The following is a 16,366-nucleotide window of genomic DNA, read 5'->3' as shown; positions in this document are numbered from 1 at the left end:
CCTTCCTTGCGTCTAGCGCAAGGAAGGGGGCCTTCACGTACTTGTCTACTTCGAGGCCTCGACCAGTTCCCGCTCGTCAGGAGCGTCCAGCTGCTTCGCGAGCTTCTCGCCTTCGACGTCGACGTCCGGCAGTACGCGGTCCAGCCACTTCGGCAGCCACCAAGCGCCGCGTCCGAGCAGCGACATCAGCGCGGGCACGATGGTCATCCGGATCACGAACGCGTCCACCAGCACCCCGAAGGCCAGCGCGAACCCGATCGACTGGATCAGCGCGGATTCCGCGAGGACGAACCCGGCGAACACGCTGATCATGATCAGCGCGGCGGCGACCACGACGCGGGAGCCGTGCCGGAAACCGGTGACCATCGCCTGCTGCGGGTCGGCCCCGTGGACGTATTCCTCCCGCATCCGCGTCACCAGGAACACCTGGTAGTCCATCGCGAGCCCGAACAGCACGCCGATCAGCAGGATCGGCAGCATGCTCATGATCGGCCCGGTCGTCTTCACCCCGAGCAGGTCGGTGAGCCAGCCCCACTGGAACACCGCCACCACGGCGCCGAACGTCGCGACCACGGAGCCGAGGAAGCCCAGCGTCGCCTTCAGCGGCACCACGACCGAGCGGAACACCAGCATCAGCAACAGGAACGCGAGCCCGACGATCAGCGCGAGATAGGGCAGCATCGCGTCGGCGAGTTTCTCCGAGACGTCGATGTTGGCCGCGGTCTGCCCGGTCACCGCCAAGGACGCGCCGGTGGCCGAACCCAGACCCGCGTTCAGGCCGCGGATGTCGCTGACGAGGTCTTCGGTCGCGGTGCTGCTCGGACCGCTCTTCGGGATGACGGTCAGCAGCGCCAGGTCACCGTCGCGGTTGGTCTTCGGCGGCGTGACGATCGGGCGCTCGGGGAGCCCGCCGATCCCCGCGGCCGCCTGCTGGAGCGCGGCCTGCCGGTCGGTGCTGCCGTTGAGGTCGACGACGATCACCAGCGGACCGTTGGCGCCTTCACCGAAGCTGCGCGCGACGGTGTCGTAGGCCTTGCGCTGGGTGCTGTCCGGCGCGGCGGTGCTGTCGTTCGGCAGGCCGAGCTGCATGCTCGCGGCCGGGACGGCGACGATCGCGAGTCCGGCGATCGCGGCGATCAGCACCGGGATCCGGTGGCGGGCCACGAACCGGGCCCAGCGCTCGCCGTGCGTCGTCTCGCTTTCCTTGCGGCGCAAGCGGATCTTGCCACCGGCCAGTTTGCCGCCCGCGAACCCGAGGATGGCGGGCAGCAGGGTGAGCGCGATGACGACCGCGATGGCGACGGTGATCGCCGCGGCGATGCCCATCTCGCCGAGGAACGGGATGCCGACGACGGTCAGGCCAGCCAGCGCGATGATCACGGTCAGCCCGGCGAACACCACGGCGGAGCCCGCCGTGCCGGTGGCGCGTCCCGCGGCCTCCTCCGGATCGCGGCCGAGCGTCAGTTCATGCCGATAGCGGGAAACGATGAAGAGCGCGTAGTCGATGCCGACGGCGAGCCCGATCATCAGCGCGAGCACCGGCGTGTTCGTGTTCAGTTCGAGGAAACCGGACGCCGTCGTGATGCCAGCCATGCCGATGCCGACGCCGATGAGCGCGGTCAGCAGCGGGATCCCGGCGGCGAGCAGCGAGCCGAAGGTGATGATCAGGACGACAGCGGCGACCGCGACACCGAGGCCTTCGGTGGCGTTCGTGGCGGGCATCGCCTGGACGGCGTCACCGCCGAAGTCCACGGTGTACCCGGCGGCCTTGGCGGAATCCGCGGCGGCCATCAGGCCGTCGCGGTCGGCGTCGGTGAGTTCGAAGCCGGGGACGCGGTAGCTGACCTGCGCCAGCGCGACGTGCCTGTCGGGCGAGATCGCCTGCACCTGCAGCGGGTTGACCACGCCGGCGACCTTCGGCGCGTTCTCGAGTCCCTTGACGAGGCCCGCGATCGTCGCCTGGCCGGGGGCCTCGGTGATGTCCTGGCCGTTGGGCGTGGAGATGACGACCCGCGCGGTCGCGCCGCCGGCGGAGGCCTCCGGGAACCGGTCCGCGAGCTGGTCGATCGCCTTCTGCGATTCGGTGCCGGGGATGGTCACCGAATTCGAAAGCTGGCCGGACAGGGTCAGCGCACCCGCGCCGAGGGCCACCAGGACAGCGGCCCACACCGCCGTCACCAGTGCCCGGCGCCGGAACGAGAACCGGCCCAGGCGGTACAGGAAGCTGGCCACAAACATCTCCCGTTCACTCGATCAGGTTCATTCCAAGCTAGCCGATCGGCTAGTGGCCTACAAGCCGATCGGCAAGTGTGTGACTAGCCGCACGGCTAGTACTCGTTTGGCCCGACGGGCACGCTTGACGTAATCTCCGACGGCTGAACGAGGAGGGATCATGGACGTCGTCCACGCGGAGGACACCCGCACGCGACTACTGAACACGGCGTTGCGGTTGTTCACCGAACACGGCGTGGAAGGCACCTCGCTGCAGATGATCGCGGACGCCCTCGGCGTCACGAAGGCCGCCGTCTACTACCACTTCAAGACGAAGGCGGAGATCACCGAATCCGTCGCCGAGCCCGTGCTGCTGGAGCTGGAGGGCATCGTCGACGACGCCCGCGCGCAGCGCACCCGCGGCGCGCAGATCGACCACCTGCTCGACGGCTTCGTCGACCTCGTGGTGCAGCACCGCTCGCTGGTCGCCCTGTTCTCCAGCGACCCCGGTATCGCCCGCGCGATCGAGAAGTCCGTGCACAGCTCGGACAGCTTCAAGAACCGGCTGCTGGAGATCCTGGTCGGCCCGGATCCGGATCTCACCGCGATCGTGACGGCCCAGGTGCTGCTCGCGGGGATCGCCGTCGCGGGCGGCTCGATCGAGGTCGCTTCGCTCGACGACGACACGCTGCGCGAAACGCTCCTCAGTGTCGCCCGCAAGCTCTACCACCGCCCGCGCCGCCGCACCACCACGTGACCGATGTGTTCAAGACAGGCGCCGCGATCCGCGCGACGCTGTGGTCATGAACATCGATCTCCACGAAGCGGCCACGTTCATGGCCACCCAGGCCCGCCTGCTCGACAGGCGGCGTTTCGAGGTCCTCTTCCGCGACGGTGACCCGGTGGCGGCGCTCGCCGCGCTGGAGGGGTACCGCAATCCTGACGGCGGCTACGGCCACGGGCTCGAACCCGACTGTCGCTCCGTGACCAGCCAGCCCGGAGGCGCGCTGCACGCCTTCGAGGTCTTCGCCGACATCGGCCCGGTGAGCAGTCCGCGCGCGGCCGAACTCTGCGACTGGCTCGCCTCGATCTCCCTGCCCGACGGCGGGATCCCGTTCGCCCTGCCGATGCCGGATCCAGCGGGCAGCGCGCCGTTCTGGGCGACCGCGGACCCGTCGGTCTCCTCGCTGCAGATCACCGCGATCGTCGCGGTCACCGCGCAGCGCGTCGCGGCGCACGATCCCGCGGTCGCCACGCATCCTTGGCTGGAGGCCGCCACGCGCTACTGCCTCGACGAGATCGAGAAACTCGACGAGGCACCGCACGCGCTCGTGCTCGCTTTCGCGATGAAGCTGGTGGACGCGCTGGGCGACGCGCGCCTGGTCGAGAGGCTCGGCCGGTTCGTCCCGGACGACGGCGTGGTCGCCGTCGGCGGCGGGATCGAGGGCGAGGCCATGCGCCCGCTCGATTTCGCCCCGGAACCGGACGGCCCGGCGCGGAAGCTTTTCCGGCCGGAGGTCGTCGAAGCGGATCTGCGCCGGGTCGCGGGCGGGCAGCACGAAGACGGTGGCTGGCGGGTCGACTACACCAGCTATTCGCCCGCGGCCGCGCTGGAATGGAACGGGCTGTTCACCGTGAACACGCTGTCATTGCTGCGGAACAACGGCCTCGTCTAGACGGCGCAGGAACTCCGGCGGAACCGCTGCGGTGAGCCAGACGCCGTTCGCGCTCACCTGGAACTCGTGCCCGGCGGCGGTCATTCCCCGCGCGTCGACGAGGAGCACGACCGGGACACCGCGCCTGCCCCCGACCGTGCGCGCGGTCTCGACGTTCGCCGAAAGGTGCACGGCGTGCCGCTTCATCGGCCGGAGACCCTCGTGAAAGATCGTGCCGAGGAACCGGGACACGGTGCCGTGATAGAGCACGCCGGGCGGGGTGGCGGCGGGCAGCGCGAGGTCGACGTCGACGCTGTGACCCTGGCTGGCGCGGATCCGCAGCCCGTCGTCATCGAAGGCGAAGCGCCGCTTGTCGTTGCCCTCGACCACTTCGTCGAGCTCGGCGCGGGTGATGCGCAAGCCATGGCTCCGCAAGGCGGCCAAGAGCGTGTCGACTTCGACCCAGCCGTCGGAGGTCAGGGTGATGCCGATGTCGCCGGGTGCGTGCCGAAGGTGCCGGGAGAGCCGTTTCGAGACTCGGATGAGGTTCTTCTTGTCCATTTCGCGTCCCAGTGACGCACATCCGGGCCCCGCGTGGCAACGGAATTCAGATGCCGCCCTCGGAGGCCGGGCGCAGTTTCCCCGCGCCGGGGCCGAAGCGGGACATCTGGTCGTCGGCGTTGTAGAGCCCGCAGCTGCGCAGGGACAGGCAACCGCAGCCGACGCATCCGGTCAGCCTGTCGCGCAGGCGCTGCAGCGCGTCGATCCGCGCGTCGAGCTCGTCCTGCCAGCCCCGTGAAAGGCGGGCCCAGTCGGCCTTCGTGGGGGCGTGGTCCTTCGGCAGGCTCTCCAGTGCCGAGCTGATGTCGTCCAGGCTGAGGCCGACCCGCTGCGCGGCGCGGATGAAGGCGATCCGGCGCAGCACCGAACGCGGATACCGCCGCTGGTTGCCCGCCGAGCGCTCCGAGCTGATCAGCCCTTTGTCCTCGTAGAAACGCAAAGCCGTATGGGGCACGCCGCTGCGGTCGGCGACCTGTCCGATGCTCAGGTGTTCAGCCAGTCTCGTCACGTCGCCAGGCTAGCCTTGACTTCTACTTAAGTCGAGGTTGCACCCTCGGATCATGACCACCGACACCAAGACCGGCTACGAGGATCTGCCGCGGCTGATCTCGCTGATGACCGGGGACGAGAAGCATCAAGCCGCCGCGGAGTCCACTGTGGACGTCCTGTGGGTGCTCTACGACCGCGTGCTCGACATCACTCCGGAGACCTTCCGCGACCCCGGCCGCGACCGTTTCCTGCTGTCGAAGGGCCACGGCCCGATGGCCTACTACGCCGTGCTGACGAAGAAGGGCTTCATCCACGAAGAGGAACTCGCCGATTGGACGTCGGCGGAGTCCCGGCTCGGACACCACCCCGACCGGGCGAGGCTGCCCGGCGCCGAGATCGCCAGCGGGTCACTCGGCCACGGGCTGCCGCTGGCCATCGGCACCGTGTTCGGCCTGCGTGCCAAGGGATTCCGTGAAGCCAAGGTCGTCACCCTCATCGGCGACGCGGAGCTCGACGAAGGCTCCAACTCCGAGGCCATCGCGGTCGCGGGCCGGATCGGCATGCCGCAGCTGACCGCGGTCGTCGTCGACAACTCCTCGGCCACCCACGGCTGGCCGGGCGGGATCGCGCGCCGGTTCGAGGTCGAGGGCTGGGTCACCCGCACCGTCGACGGCCGTGATCACGAGGCGCTCTACGAAGCCTTCACCACACCCCATCCGGACCGGCCGCTCGCCGTGGTCGCGACCGTCGAGCGGAAGGCCTGAAGCCGTGGACATGCGTGAAACCTTCCTCAACGCCGCCGCCGAGGCACTCGACAACGATCCGAACGTCGCCGTCGTGCTCGCCGACATTTCCGCGGCGCAGCTCGCCTTCGCCGCGAGGAAGCATCCGGACCGGGTGCTCAACGTCGGTATCCGCGAGCAGCTGATGATGAGCACCGCGGGCGGGCTGGCGCTGGCCGGGATGCGCCCGATCGTCCACACCTTCTCGTCGTTCCTCGTGGAGCGGGCGTTCGAGCAGGTCAAACTCGACCTCGGGCACCAGGACGTCGGCGCCGTGCTGGTGTCTTCCGGCGCGTCGTACGACATGCCGACCGCCGGGCGGACACATCAGGCACCAGGGGACGTCGCCCTCATCGACACGCTGCCCGGCTGGACCGTGCACGTGCCAGGTCACCCCGGAGAAGCGCGACGGCTGCTGCTGGAGTCCATCCCCGGCAACGGGCGGGTCTATCTCCGGCTTTCCGCGCAGGAGAACGCGAAAGCGCATCTGGGCGCCGGACTGCAGACGCTGCGCGAAGGCGGCCGAGGGGTCGTGGTTGCCGTCGGGCCGATGCTCGACCGGACGCTGGAAGCGACCGCCGACCTCGACGTGACCGTGCTCTACACCTCGACGATCCGGCCGTTCGACGCCGCCGGGCTGCGTTCGGCCGTCGACGCCGCGGGCGCCACCGACGTCGTGCTGGTCGAGCCCTACCTCGCGGGGACGTCCGCGCACGCGGTGGCAAGCGCGCTGTCGGAGACACCGCACCGGCTGCTCTCCCTCGGTGTCCGGCGCGACGCCGAAGTGCGGATCTACGGCGAAATGGCCGACCACGATCTCGCACACGGCCTCGACGCCGGCTCGATCGCCTTGGCGGTCAAGGAATTCCTCCGCTAGCGTCACCGCGATGACGAAGATCCGCCCGCTCGCGCTCGGGGTCATCCGCCGCGGTGAAGACCTTCTCGTGTTCGAAGGCCGTGACAACGCCAAGGGGGAGACCTACCATCGCCCGCTCGGTGGCGGGATCGAGTTCGGGGAGACCGCCGTCGAAGCGCTCCACCGCGAATTCCAGGAGGAACTCGCGGCGGAGCTGACCGCGGTCGAGCAGATCGCCGTGCTGGAAAACGTGTTCACCTTCGAAGGCAGGCCGGGGCACGAGATCGTGTTCCTGTTCACCGCCGACCTGGCCGACAAGACGTTCTACGAGCGTGACGAGGTCGGCGTGGTGCTCGACGACGGCGCACGCGTGCATTGGCTGCCGCTGGCCGAGGTCGTGAGCGGCAAGGCGATCCTGTATCCGGACGGTCTCGCGGACCTCCTTTCAGCGCAGGACTGACCGCGCGGTCGGTGTCAGCTGTCGTTGCAGCCAAGGACGTTCGAGCCTGCTTTCGAGCTCGGCACCCGTCCGGTCGAGGAGCTCCCGGTGTTCTGCGGTGACCTTCGAGAACCAGACGAACACCGTCTCGTTCTCTCGCACGGGAAGCCGGGAAAAGGTGTTCTCCGCGGGCTCGGTTTCGAAGTGGCCGAACGTCTCCACGCCGGCTTCCCGCAGAGCAGGGGCGACGGTGTCGGCGAAGTGCTCGGAGAACTCCTTGACGGGGCCGGCCGGATGGCACACCGTCACCAGCACGACGGAATCCGCGGCGCCGTCCGGAGCGGGGAAGCCCGGCCCGGACGGGCGCAACAGCAGGACGTCGGAGGCGTCGATCATCGTCTCGTTCGCCGCCGGGCCGTGTTCGCCCCACACGGGCCCGCCGTAGAACGCTTCGAGCGCGGCCCGCCTGGCCCCCATGTCCCGGAAACCACGCAACCACACGAACTTGTCCGGCTCCGCCGGATCGCGGAACAGGCCGAACAGACGCATGCCGCAGGCTTCCTGGCTCTCCACGAACTCGCGTTCGAAGAGCTCGATCAGCTCGTCCCGGCGGCCGGGGTGCAGGGTGTACCGGCGCAGCTCGACGACGGACTGGAACTCGGCGGAATCGATCATGCGCGGACTCTAAAAGCCCGCACCGACAGTTTTCGGCGGACAGCTCAGCGGAAGGCGGCGATCCCGGTGACCGACTGGCCGAGCGAGAGCGCGTGCATCTCTTCGGTCCCTTCGTAGGTCAGCACGGTTTCGAGGTTCGACATATGCCGCATCACCGGATACTCCAGCGAGATCCCGTTGGCGCCGAGCATGGCGCGCGCGGTCCTGGCGACCTCCAGCGCGGAGCGGACGTTGGCGAGCTTGCCGAAGCTGACGTGGTTGTGGTGCAGCGTCCCGGCGTCCTTGAGCCGCCCGATCCGCAGCGCGACCAGTCCCGCGCGGTTGACCTCGACGACGAGGTCGGCGAGTTTGCGCTGGGTGAGCTGGAACCCGGCCAGCGGCTTGCCGAACTGTTCCCGGCTCAGCGTGTACTCCAGCGCGGTCTCGTAGCAGGAACGAGCGGCGCCGACGACGCCGAACAGGATCCCGTAGCGCGCCTCGTTCAGGCAGGACAGCGGGCCGCGCAGCCCCCGTACCTCGGGGAACGCCGCGGATTCCGGCAAGCGGACGCCGTCGAGCACGAGTTCCGCGGTCAGCGAGGCCCGCAGCGACAGCTTGTGCTTGACCTCGTTCGCGGTGAAACCCGGCGTGTTCGTGGGGACGACGAAGCCGCGCACGCCCTCGTCGGTCTGCGCCCAGACGACCGCGACGTCGGCGACGGTTCCGTTGGTGATCCACATCTTCGTGCCGCTCAGCACCCAGTCCGCGCCGTCGCGCACCGCGCGGGTCCGCATCGCGCCGGGGTCGCTGCCGGCGTCCGGCTCGGTCAGCCCGAAACAGCCGAGCGCCTCACCGGCGGCCATCCGCGGCAGCCACTCCTGCTTCTGCTCCTCGGTGCCCCACTTGTGGATCGCGTACATCGCCAGCGAGCCCTGCACCGAGACGAAGCTGCGCAGCCCGGAGTCGATGGCCTCCAGCTCACGGCAGGCGATGCCGTAGGCGACGGCGCTGGTCCCGGCGCAGCCGTAACCCTCCAGGTGCATGCCGAGCAGCCCGAGCTGCCCGAACCCCTTGGCGAGTTCGGCGGCGGGCAGGGCGCCCGTTTCGTACCACTCCGCGATGTTCGGCAGAAGCTGGTCCTGCGCGTAGGAACGCACGGCGTCCCGGATGGCCCGGTCCTCGGCGGAGAGCTCGGCGTCGAGATCGAGGAAGTCGCGCGGATCCGGGCTGCTGCTCATGCGGTCACTCCTGGTCGGCTCGGTGGGTCGTGGCTTTATGAAGAAAACCACACACCGGACCGGAGTCGAGTGTCAGCGATCGCGCCATCCGGTGGTCTTCGTCACCTGAACCGATGCCGAGACCACCATCGAGGGGGCGGAGCGCTGCTTCTGCTTCGGGATCAGCAGCTCCGCGAAGGTAGGGAAAGGCACGCTGTCGATGTCCTCGCGCCAGGCGTGGAGCAGGTGAGTCAGTTCGTCCGCGTCCTGCATCGTTCCTCCAGAAGTGCAGGGCGGTCCAGCGCCGGCCTTTCACTCGGAGGCCTTAATACCCAGTCGAGTGAAGGCCGAAACGGGGAATCCGCAGAAAACTCGGTCCGCTAACCTGGGCCGCGTGGCTACTCCTCGCGTGGTGATCCTGGACTACGGGTCCGGCAATCTCCGGTCCGCCGAACGCGCCGTCGAGCGCGCCGGCGCAAACGTCGAGGTCACCGCGGACCCTCATGCCGCGCTCGAGGCCGACGGCCTGGTCGTCCCTGGTGTCGGAGCCTTCTCGGCCTGCATGGAAGGGCTGCGGTCGGTATCGGGGGAGAAGATCATCGGCAAACGCCTCGCCGGTGGCCGCCCCGTGCTGGGCATCTGCGTCGGCATGCAGATCCTGTTCGAACGCGGTGTCGAGCACGGCGTCGAAGCCGAGGGCGCCGGTGAGTGGCCCGGCACGGTCGACAGGCTGGAGGCCGACGTCCTGCCCCACATGGGCTGGAACACCGTCCGCGCGCCCGAAGACTCGCTGCTGTTCGCCGGGCTCGACGCGGACACGCGGTTCTATTTCGTGCACTCCTACGCCGCGCGGACCTGGGAACTGGACTCCGGCCTCGCCGGGCAGCAGCCCAAGGTGACCTGGGCGAACCACGGCCAGGACTTCGTCGCCGCCGTCGAGAACGGGCCGTTGTGGGCGACGCAGTTCCACCCGGAGAAGTCCGGGGACGCCGGGGCGCACCTGCTGCGCAACTGGCTCGAGACCCTCGCTTAGAGTGGGCGCGTGACTTTCACGCTCCTTCCCGCCGTTGATGTGGCCGATGGCCAGGCCGTGCGACTCGTCCAGGGCGAGGCCGGCACCGAAACCTCCTATGGCAGCCCGCTGGAGGCGGCGCTCGCCTGGCAGCGTGACGGGGCGGAGTGGATCCATCTGGTGGACCTCGACGCCGCCTTCGGCAAGGGTTCCAACCGCGAACTGCTCGCCGAGGTCGTCGCGAAGCTGGACGTCCAGGTGGAGCTGTCCGGCGGCATCCGCGACGACGCCTCGCTGGAGGCCGCGCTGGCCACCGGTGCCCGCCGCGTCAACCTCGGCACCGCCGCGCTGGAAGACCCGGAGTGGACCGCGAAGGTCGTCTCCTCCTACGGCGACCGCGTCGCCATCGGACTGGACGTGCGGATCACCGAGGCCGGGCACCGGCTGTCCGCCCGCGGCTGGACGCAGGACGGCGGTGACCTCTGGGAGGTCCTCGACCGGCTCGACCGCGATGGCGCGCAGCGCTACGTCGTCACCGACGTGAGCAAGGACGGCACCCTCCAGGGCCCGAACATCGACCTGCTCCGCGAGGTCGCCGCCCGCACCGACGCGCCGGTCATCGCCTCCGGTGGCGTGTCCAGTGTGGACGACCTCCGCGCGATGGCCGCGCTCGCGCGCGACGGTGTCGAAGGCTCCATCGTCGGCAAGGCGCTCTACGCAGGCGCGTTCACGCTGCCCGAGGCGCTCGCCGCCGTCGCGGAGTTCTGAGCTTACCTTCGAGGTAATCGACGCCACGCGCTCGTTCGGACAGGATTCCTTCCAGGACAACAAACCCTGGGAGGACACCATGAACGCGTACGGCATCGCTCACCTTCGCCCCACCGCCGCGCCGACCGAAGAGGTGCTCGAGTACCTGGAGCGGATCCAGGCCACGCTCGACCCCTACGGCGGCAAGTTCCTCGTGCACGGGACCGAAGTCGAGGTCCTCGAAGGGGAGTGGCCGGGAGCGCTGGTGATGATCGGGTTCCCGAGCATGGCCGTGGCCCGCGAGTGGTACGCGTCGCCCGCCTACCGGGAGATCCTGCACCTGAGGGCGGACCACATCCCCGGTGACCTGATCCTGGTGGAGGGATGCGGGCCGGATCACGACTCGGCGGCGATGGCGGCTGAGTTGCGAGCGCTGCGGGCCTCGTGAGTGGCGATTCGGGTTCTGGCGGTCCTTACCACTCACGACCGTCGCGAGGGCGGTTGTCGCGGTGTCCTGAAGGCCCCCTTTGAGACGTTGAACGTCTCAAAGGGGGCCTTCAGGACACCCGTGCATCTCTGGCTCGTTCACGGCCCCGCCCGGCTGACCTCGCGTCCAGTGAGGCCGGGCAGCGCCGCGAAAGCCACTTTCGGGACATCAGGCGTCGCGAAAGTGGCTTTCACGACACCCGCGGCCGCGAACTCGCGTGACGGAAGAGACGACACACGTGTCCAGATGGACGCCACGCGACGGACCCCATGATCAACCGCGGCCACGATCCAGTAGGCACCTAAGACACCCTTGGCTCTGACCCGAAACGCCACTCACGACCAGCTGTACCGACGTCTCACCGCCGCGTGACCGGCCGGACGGCTCGTGTGATCAGACGGACGACACGCGTGACTGCGTGGACGACACGATCGCGGCCGGGTGCCCGCCGTGAGTCGTCCATCTGGACACAGGTGGAGTTGCCCCCGGTTGCCGGACACGGGGTTTTCACGCGGCTTGTTGCTGATGGTAGCTGGTTCGGGTTTCGTGGGGTGTTCGGTGGTTGAGTGTCGAATGTAGACGGTTGTGGTTGTAGTAGTGGAGGTAGCGGTATAGGTCGTGTCGTGCCTGGTCGCGGGTGCGCCAGATGGTGGTGCCGATCTCGGTTTTGAGGGTGGCGAAGAACGCTTCGGCGACGGCGTTGTCGTAGCAGGATCCGGTCCGTCCGATCGACGGCCTGATCCGGTGCTCGGTGAGCGCGGCCCGGAATTGGCCGGAGGTGTACTGGACGCCGCGGTCGGAGTGGAACACCGCGCCGGGGCCGATCAGGCCGCGTGCGCCGGCGAGGGTGATCGCGTCACAGACCAGATCGGCGCGCAGGTGATCGCCCATCGCGTGCCCGACGACCTCACGGTTGTGCAGATCGATCACCGTGGCCAGGTAAAGCCAGCCCTGGAACGTGGGCAGGTAGGTGATGTCCCCGACAAACCTCTGCCCCGGCTCCCGCGCGGTGAAATCGCGGCGGATCACATCCGCCACCGCCGTCACCGCAGCGGCGGCGGGTCTGGTCAGGCTCCGGCGTTTGCGGCGGGTGATCCCGGTCAGGCCCTGCTCCCGCATCAACCGCTCGACTCGCTTGTGGTTCACCACGTGTCCGCGGCGGCGCAGTTCCGCGGTGATGCGGGGCTGCCCATAGGCGCCTCGGTGCTGCGCGTGGATCGAGGCGATCACCGCTATCAGTTCCCGCTCCTGTTCCGCGGCGGCCTCCCGGACGGCTTCGGCGGCGGCCCATTCGTGGAAGCCCTGCCGGCGCAGACCCAAAACCTGGCACAGCCGCTTCACGCCGAACTCGGCGCGATGCTCGGAGATGAACCGGTAGCGGTAGATCATCGATCCATCTCTTTGGCAAAATAGGCGGCTGCTTTGCGCAGGATCTCCTTCTCTTTCTGCAGTTCAGCGACCTGTTTCCGCAGTCGTTGGACCTCGTCGGTGACTGCGGGATCCTCCGCCGGCCCGGCTTCAGCGGCTTGCTTGGCGGCATTCACCCACGACCGCAGGGTCTCGTGATTGACCCCCAGCTCACGAGCGATCTGACGCAACGGCCTGTCACTCGTGTTGACCAGCTCGATCGCGTCACGACGGAACTGCTCCGGATACTTCGACCTGCGAGACACCAGGACATCCTCCCTCCAGACCAACGTCTGGAATCAGGGTGTCCGCTCCCAGGGGGCAACTCCACAGGTGTCGTCCAGCCGGTCACGTGTGCCGTCCGTCCAGTCACACGAAACCGCCCGCCAGTAGGTACCTGAGACACGGATGGCCCTGACCCGAATCGCCACTCACGACCACCTGCATCTATTCCGCCAGTTTGATCGCGATCCCCACGGTCCGGTCCTGCGGGCCCCGCAGCTTGCTGAAGAACATCGTCACCCGTCCGGTGATCCCGTACTTCCGCGCGATCACCTTGCGCACGCGTTCGGTCCCGTCGAGGTCCAGCAGCCGCGCCTCGCCCGCGACGACGTCGCCGTGGGTCTTCTTGCCGCGGAGGTCGCAGCCCTGGACCTCGACCCGGCCGCTGTTGCGGATGCGCTTGACCTTGCCGGCCTTGCGTTCGGACCAGAGCACCAGTTCACCACCGTCGCCCGCCGCCCAGACCGGGGTCGGCACCGGGGTGCCGTCCTTGCGGAAGGTGGTCAGCACGACGTACTTCTCGGCGGCGATCCGCTCGAACTCCGATCCCATGCGGGGAGTCTAGGTCTTCAGCGGCTAGGGCGTTCGGCGCCGCAACGTCGCCGCGCCGAGAACCAGCGCGGCCAGCGCGCAGGCCCCGACGACGAGCAGGTTCCGGATCAGCGTCGCGTCCACGGTGCCCGAAGTGGTGACGCGGGTGAGCGCCTCGACGGCGTACGAAAGCGGCATCACGTCGGAGAGCCGGTTCAGCAGCCAGCCCATCTCCCCGCGTGGCACGAACAGTCCGCACAGCAGGATCTGCGGCAGCACGAACAGCGGCATGAACTGCACCGCCTGGAACTCCGTCCGCGCGAACGCGCTCACGAACAGGCCGAGCGCCATCCCGAGCAGCGCGTCGAGGACGGCGATGAGCAGCAGCATCCCGATCGAGCCCGCGATGTCGAGGCCCAGCCAGGCCAGTGAGATCCCGGCCGCGACGCCGACCTGCACGATCGCGATCGAGCCGAACGCGATCGCGTAGCCGAAGAGCAGGTCCAGCCTGCCGATCGGCAGGGTCATCAGGCGTTCCAGTGTCGCCGTGGTGCGTTCGCGCAGCGTGGTGATCGAGGTGATCAGGAACATGATCAGGAAGGGGAAGACACCGAGCAGCGCCGGGGCGATCCGGCTGAACACCGCTTCCGAGTTGAAGACGAAGCGCAGCAGCACCATCAGCAGGGACGGGACGATGATCAGCATCGCGACAGTGCGCGGATCGTGCCGGAGCTGCAAGAGGATGCGGCGGGCCGTGGCCAGTGTCAGTGCGGGATTCACGACGCCACCTCGCTTTCCCGGACAAGCCGCAGGAATGCTTGCTCCAGGTCGGCCGTCCCGGTGCGCTCGTGCAGCCCTGCCGGGGTGTCGTCGGCGAGGATCCCGCCTTCGCGCATGAGCAGCAGCCGATCGCATCGCGCGGCTTCGTCCATGACGTGGCTGGACACCAGCAGCGTCGCGCCGCCGTCGGCGAGACGGCGGAACAGCGTCCAGAGTTCGTCGCGGAGCACGGGATCCAGGCCGACGGTCGGTTCGTCGAGGACGAGCAGTTCGGGTTTCCCGAGCAGCGCGACGGCGAGGTTCGCGCGGTTGTGCTGACCGCCGGACAACGAGCCGACCAGCTTGCCCGCGTGATCGGCAAGGCCGACCTCGTCGATCACCCTGTCCACATCGGACATCGGCGCGCGCAGCACGGAAGCGAAGTAGCGCAAGGCTTCCGTGACGGTGAGGTCGGCGTAGATCGCCGGGTTCTGGGTGGCGTAACCGATCAGCCGCCGCAGCGGCGGGCTGCCCGCCCGATGGCCGAGCACGGTGACCTCGCCCGCCGCGACGATCTGCACGCCGACGATCGCGCGCATCAGCGTCGTCTTGCCACAGCCGCTTGGCCCGAGCAGACCGGTGATCCGGCCGCGCGGCGTCTCGAAACCGATACTCCTGACGACCTCGCGGCCGCCGCGGACGACCCGCAGGCCGGTCACGGAGATCGCCGAATTAGCCATACGTTTAATTCTGCGCCCGTCGAGAACCACGAGTCAAGGGGCTCGCGGTTTCAGGACAGCCGGACGGCGATGCCCGGATAGTCGGTGACCAGCAGATGCTCGTCGTAGTTCAGCACGCAGGAGAAGTCGAAAACCGGTGCGGTGTAGGCGAAATCGAGATCACCGGTCCGCCGGTAGCGCTGCTCCAGCCGCTCCACGGCGAGATCACCGGCCCGGACGTACGCGGCGGGCGCCTCGGAGGCGGCGCCCAAGGCGAGACCGAGCCGGTGCACCGGCAGCGTGTTCGTCATCGACGACGACTCGAGGTCGACGTCGAAACAGCCGTCGAGCCGCGGATCCGGGACCCCGTCCACGCGCCACCGCCCGTCGCCGTCCGCGTCGAGCACCGTGCGCCGGATTCCCGTGACCGAGCGGCCGGAGATCTCCGCCCGTCTCGTCCGCCAGGCGGCGTCGACGGTGATCGCGTACTCGACGAACCAGGATGCGCCGTCCTCGACCGCCGTCGTGGCGCCGCTGATCCGCCACCCGCCTTCGTGTCCCTGGAAGAACGCGACCTCGAAGCCGCTCCTCGCGTCCTGATGGCGCCAGCTCGCCGCCGCCGGAAGATTCACGGCACCAGGACGAGCTTGCCCCGGACATGGCCTGCCGCGCTCTCGTCCTGAGCGGCGCCCGCTTCGGCGAGCGGGTAGACGCGGGAGATCGGCAGGGTGAGCTTGCCTTCGGCGGCGAGCGCGGCGCCTTCGGCCAGCGAGCCGGGGACCTGCTCCGCCGGAGATCCCGATGTGAAGCGGACGCCGTGGTCGGCCGCGTCCGCCGCGGCAATGCTGACGACGCGCTTCGGCCCGCCGGTCAGCTCGACGAGGGTGGCGAGAGAGTGGCCAGAGGCGTCGAAGGACGCGTCGAGGCCCTGCGGCGCGACAGTGCGTACTCGCTCGGCGAGTCCTTCGCCGTACTGCACCGGGACGGCCCCCAGCGAGCGCAGATACTCGTGGTTCGCTTCGCTCGCGGTGCCGACGACGGTGAGCCCGCGCGCGACGGCGAGCTGGACGGCGATGGTGCCGACACCGCCCGCCGCGCCGTCGATGAGCAGAGTCTCGCCCTCCGAGAGGTCCAGCAGGTTCAGGGCGCGATAGGCGGTGCTGACGACGACGGGGAGCGCCGCGGCCAGTTCCCACGACAGCGCCTCGGGCTTGCGGGTCAGGCCCGCCGGATCCGCGAGCGTGAACTCCGTGTACCCGCCGTTCCCCCTCCCGAGGACCTCGTCGCCGACGGCGAAGCCGGACACACCCTCACCGACGGCGTCGATCACGCCGGCGACGTCTCCACCGGGGACGGCGGGGAAGGTCGCCGGGAACACCGCGGCCATCAGCCCGGCCCGGATCTTCCAGTCGATCGGGTTCACGCCCGCCGCCCGGACGGCGACTCTGACCTGGCCGGGGCCGGGTTCGGGAAGCTCCCGTTCGAGCACGTGGAGGACTCCGGAGTCGCCGTATTCGGTGAACGCGATGGCACGGTAGGTGTCCGTCATGCCGTCGAC

Annotated in this window: 21 protein-coding genes; 8 read left to right on the top strand and 13 right to left on the bottom strand. The window is 69.0% G+C overall.

What is annotated here, in order from left to right:
- Nucleotides 1-45: 45 nt before the first annotated feature.
- A complete protein-coding gene (locus tag AMYAL_RS0105655; RefSeq protein ID WP_020630342.1) occupies nt 46-2,232 on the bottom strand; it encodes an MMPL family transporter in 2,187 nt (728 codons plus the stop codon).
- A gap of 160 nt (nt 2,233-2,392) precedes the next feature.
- Here AMYAL_RS0105655 and AMYAL_RS0105650 point away from each other — a divergent pair, with 160 nt between their 5' ends.
- Nucleotides 2,393-2,968, top strand: coding sequence for a TetR/AcrR family transcriptional regulator (locus AMYAL_RS0105650; RefSeq protein ID WP_020630341.1), 576 nt, complete (start codon nt 2,393-2,395; stop codon nt 2,966-2,968).
- 46 nt (nt 2,969-3,014) lie between these two features.
- Nucleotides 3,015-3,887 carry a prenyltransferase/squalene oxidase repeat-containing protein gene (locus AMYAL_RS0105645; RefSeq protein ID WP_026466777.1) on the top strand — a complete coding sequence of 291 codons (873 nt, stop codon included), beginning with the start codon at nt 3,015-3,017 and terminating at the stop codon, nt 3,885-3,887.
- Here the strand turns inward: AMYAL_RS0105645 and AMYAL_RS0105640 are convergent.
- On the bottom strand, nt 3,858-4,427 hold the full coding sequence (locus tag AMYAL_RS0105640; protein WP_020630339.1) for an RNA 2'-phosphotransferase: 570 nt from the start codon (nt 4,425-4,427) through the stop codon (nt 3,858-3,860). The genes AMYAL_RS0105645 and AMYAL_RS0105640 overlap by 30 nt on opposite strands.
- Before the next feature lie 46 nt (nt 4,428-4,473).
- Nucleotides 4,474-4,935, bottom strand: a complete 462-nt coding sequence (gene soxR, locus AMYAL_RS0105635) for a redox-sensitive transcriptional activator SoxR (protein WP_026466776.1) — start codon at nt 4,933-4,935, stop codon at nt 4,474-4,476.
- Nucleotides 4,936-4,987: 52 nt separating this feature from the next.
- On the opposite strand from soxR, the gene AMYAL_RS0105630 reads away from it, so the two are divergent.
- The 3 genes from AMYAL_RS0105630 to AMYAL_RS0105620 are packed head-to-tail and all read left to right on the top strand — an operon-like array spanning nt 4,988 to nt 7,014.
- Entirely contained in the window at nt 4,988-5,680 is a 693-nt protein-coding gene (locus AMYAL_RS0105630; RefSeq protein WP_020630337.1) for a thiamine pyrophosphate-dependent enzyme, read from the top strand.
- Between the two features lie 4 nt (nt 5,681-5,684).
- Nucleotides 5,685-6,575 carry a transketolase family protein gene (locus AMYAL_RS0105625; RefSeq protein WP_020630336.1) on the top strand — a complete coding sequence of 297 codons (891 nt, stop codon included), beginning with the start codon at nt 5,685-5,687 and terminating at the stop codon, nt 6,573-6,575.
- Between the two features lie 10 nt (nt 6,576-6,585).
- Nucleotides 6,586-7,014, top strand: coding sequence for an NUDIX hydrolase (locus AMYAL_RS0105620; protein ID WP_020630335.1), 429 nt, complete (start codon nt 6,586-6,588; stop codon nt 7,012-7,014).
- Here the strand turns inward: AMYAL_RS0105620 and AMYAL_RS0105615 are convergent.
- The 3 genes from AMYAL_RS0105615 to AMYAL_RS0105605 form a co-directional block, all read right to left on the bottom strand.
- Nucleotides 7,000-7,668, bottom strand: a complete 669-nt coding sequence (locus tag AMYAL_RS0105615; RefSeq protein ID WP_020630334.1) for an NIPSNAP family protein — start codon at nt 7,666-7,668, stop codon at nt 7,000-7,002. The genes AMYAL_RS0105620 and AMYAL_RS0105615 overlap by 15 nt on opposite strands.
- Before the next feature lie 44 nt (nt 7,669-7,712).
- Nucleotides 7,713-8,885, bottom strand: a complete 1,173-nt coding sequence (locus AMYAL_RS0105610; protein ID WP_020630333.1) for an acyl-CoA dehydrogenase family protein — start codon at nt 8,883-8,885, stop codon at nt 7,713-7,715.
- A gap of 72 nt (nt 8,886-8,957) precedes the next feature.
- Nucleotides 8,958-9,137: a hypothetical protein gene (locus tag AMYAL_RS0105605; protein ID WP_020630332.1), complete on the bottom strand. Its 180-nt coding sequence runs from the start codon at nt 9,135-9,137 to the stop codon at nt 8,958-8,960.
- Nucleotides 9,138-9,273: 136 nt separating this feature from the next.
- Between AMYAL_RS0105605 and hisH the strand changes: the two genes are divergently transcribed.
- From hisH to AMYAL_RS0105590, 3 genes are all read left to right on the top strand, one after another.
- Complete coding sequence (hisH, locus tag AMYAL_RS0105600; protein ID WP_020630331.1) at nt 9,274-9,897, top strand: imidazole glycerol phosphate synthase subunit HisH; 624 nt, start codon at nt 9,274-9,276, stop codon at nt 9,895-9,897.
- A 9-nt stretch (nt 9,898-9,906) separates the two neighbouring features.
- Complete coding sequence (priA, locus tag AMYAL_RS0105595; RefSeq protein ID WP_020630330.1) at nt 9,907-10,644, top strand: bifunctional 1-(5-phosphoribosyl)-5-((5-phosphoribosylamino)methylideneamino)imidazole-4-carboxamide isomerase/phosphoribosylanthranilate isomerase PriA; 738 nt, start codon at nt 9,907-9,909, stop codon at nt 10,642-10,644.
- Nucleotides 10,645-10,723: 79 nt separating this feature from the next.
- Entirely contained in the window at nt 10,724-11,071 is a 348-nt protein-coding gene (locus AMYAL_RS0105590) for a DUF1330 domain-containing protein (RefSeq protein ID WP_020630329.1), read from the top strand.
- A gap of 546 nt (nt 11,072-11,617) precedes the next feature.
- On the opposite strand, the gene AMYAL_RS0105585 is transcribed toward AMYAL_RS0105590, so the two are convergent.
- The 7 genes from AMYAL_RS0105585 to AMYAL_RS0105555 form a co-directional block, all read right to left on the bottom strand.
- Complete coding sequence (locus AMYAL_RS0105585) at nt 11,618-12,499, bottom strand: IS3 family transposase (RefSeq protein WP_020629721.1); 882 nt, start codon at nt 12,497-12,499, stop codon at nt 11,618-11,620.
- The gene (locus AMYAL_RS0105580; RefSeq protein ID WP_020629722.1) at nt 12,496-12,783 is read right to left on the bottom strand and encodes a transposase; all 288 of its coding nucleotides are present in this window, start codon (nt 12,781-12,783) and stop codon (nt 12,496-12,498) included. The genes AMYAL_RS0105585 and AMYAL_RS0105580 overlap by 4 nt, the downstream gene beginning before the upstream one ends.
- A 181-nt stretch (nt 12,784-12,964) precedes the next feature.
- Nucleotides 12,965-13,351 (bottom strand): PPOX class F420-dependent oxidoreductase, encoded by a 387-nt coding sequence (locus AMYAL_RS0105575; RefSeq protein WP_020630328.1) that lies wholly within the window; start codon nt 13,349-13,351, stop codon nt 12,965-12,967.
- 24 nt (nt 13,352-13,375) lie between these two features.
- Nucleotides 13,376-14,110, bottom strand: a complete 735-nt coding sequence (locus AMYAL_RS0105570; protein WP_020630327.1) for an ABC transporter permease — start codon at nt 14,108-14,110, stop codon at nt 13,376-13,378.
- A complete protein-coding gene (locus tag AMYAL_RS0105565; protein ID WP_020630326.1) occupies nt 14,107-14,829 on the bottom strand; it encodes an ABC transporter ATP-binding protein in 723 nt (240 codons plus the stop codon). Before AMYAL_RS0105565 ends, AMYAL_RS0105570 begins: the two co-directional genes overlap by 4 nt.
- A gap of 50 nt (nt 14,830-14,879) precedes the next feature.
- A complete protein-coding gene (locus AMYAL_RS0105560; protein WP_020630325.1) occupies nt 14,880-15,440 on the bottom strand; it encodes a putative glycolipid-binding domain-containing protein in 561 nt (186 codons plus the stop codon).
- Complete coding sequence (locus tag AMYAL_RS0105555; RefSeq protein WP_020630324.1) at nt 15,437-16,357, bottom strand: NADP-dependent oxidoreductase; 921 nt, start codon at nt 16,355-16,357, stop codon at nt 15,437-15,439. The genes AMYAL_RS0105560 and AMYAL_RS0105555 overlap by 4 nt, the downstream gene beginning before the upstream one ends.
- Between the last annotated feature and the right edge of the window lie 9 nt (nt 16,358-16,366).

The sequence above is a fragment of the Amycolatopsis alba DSM 44262 genome, from assembly GCF_000384215.1.
Taxonomy (GTDB): domain Bacteria; phylum Actinomycetota; class Actinomycetes; order Mycobacteriales; family Pseudonocardiaceae; genus Amycolatopsis; species Amycolatopsis alba.
The sequence above is the reverse complement of the archived record's forward strand: the minus strand, read 5'-3'. Positions and strand labels throughout refer to the sequence as shown.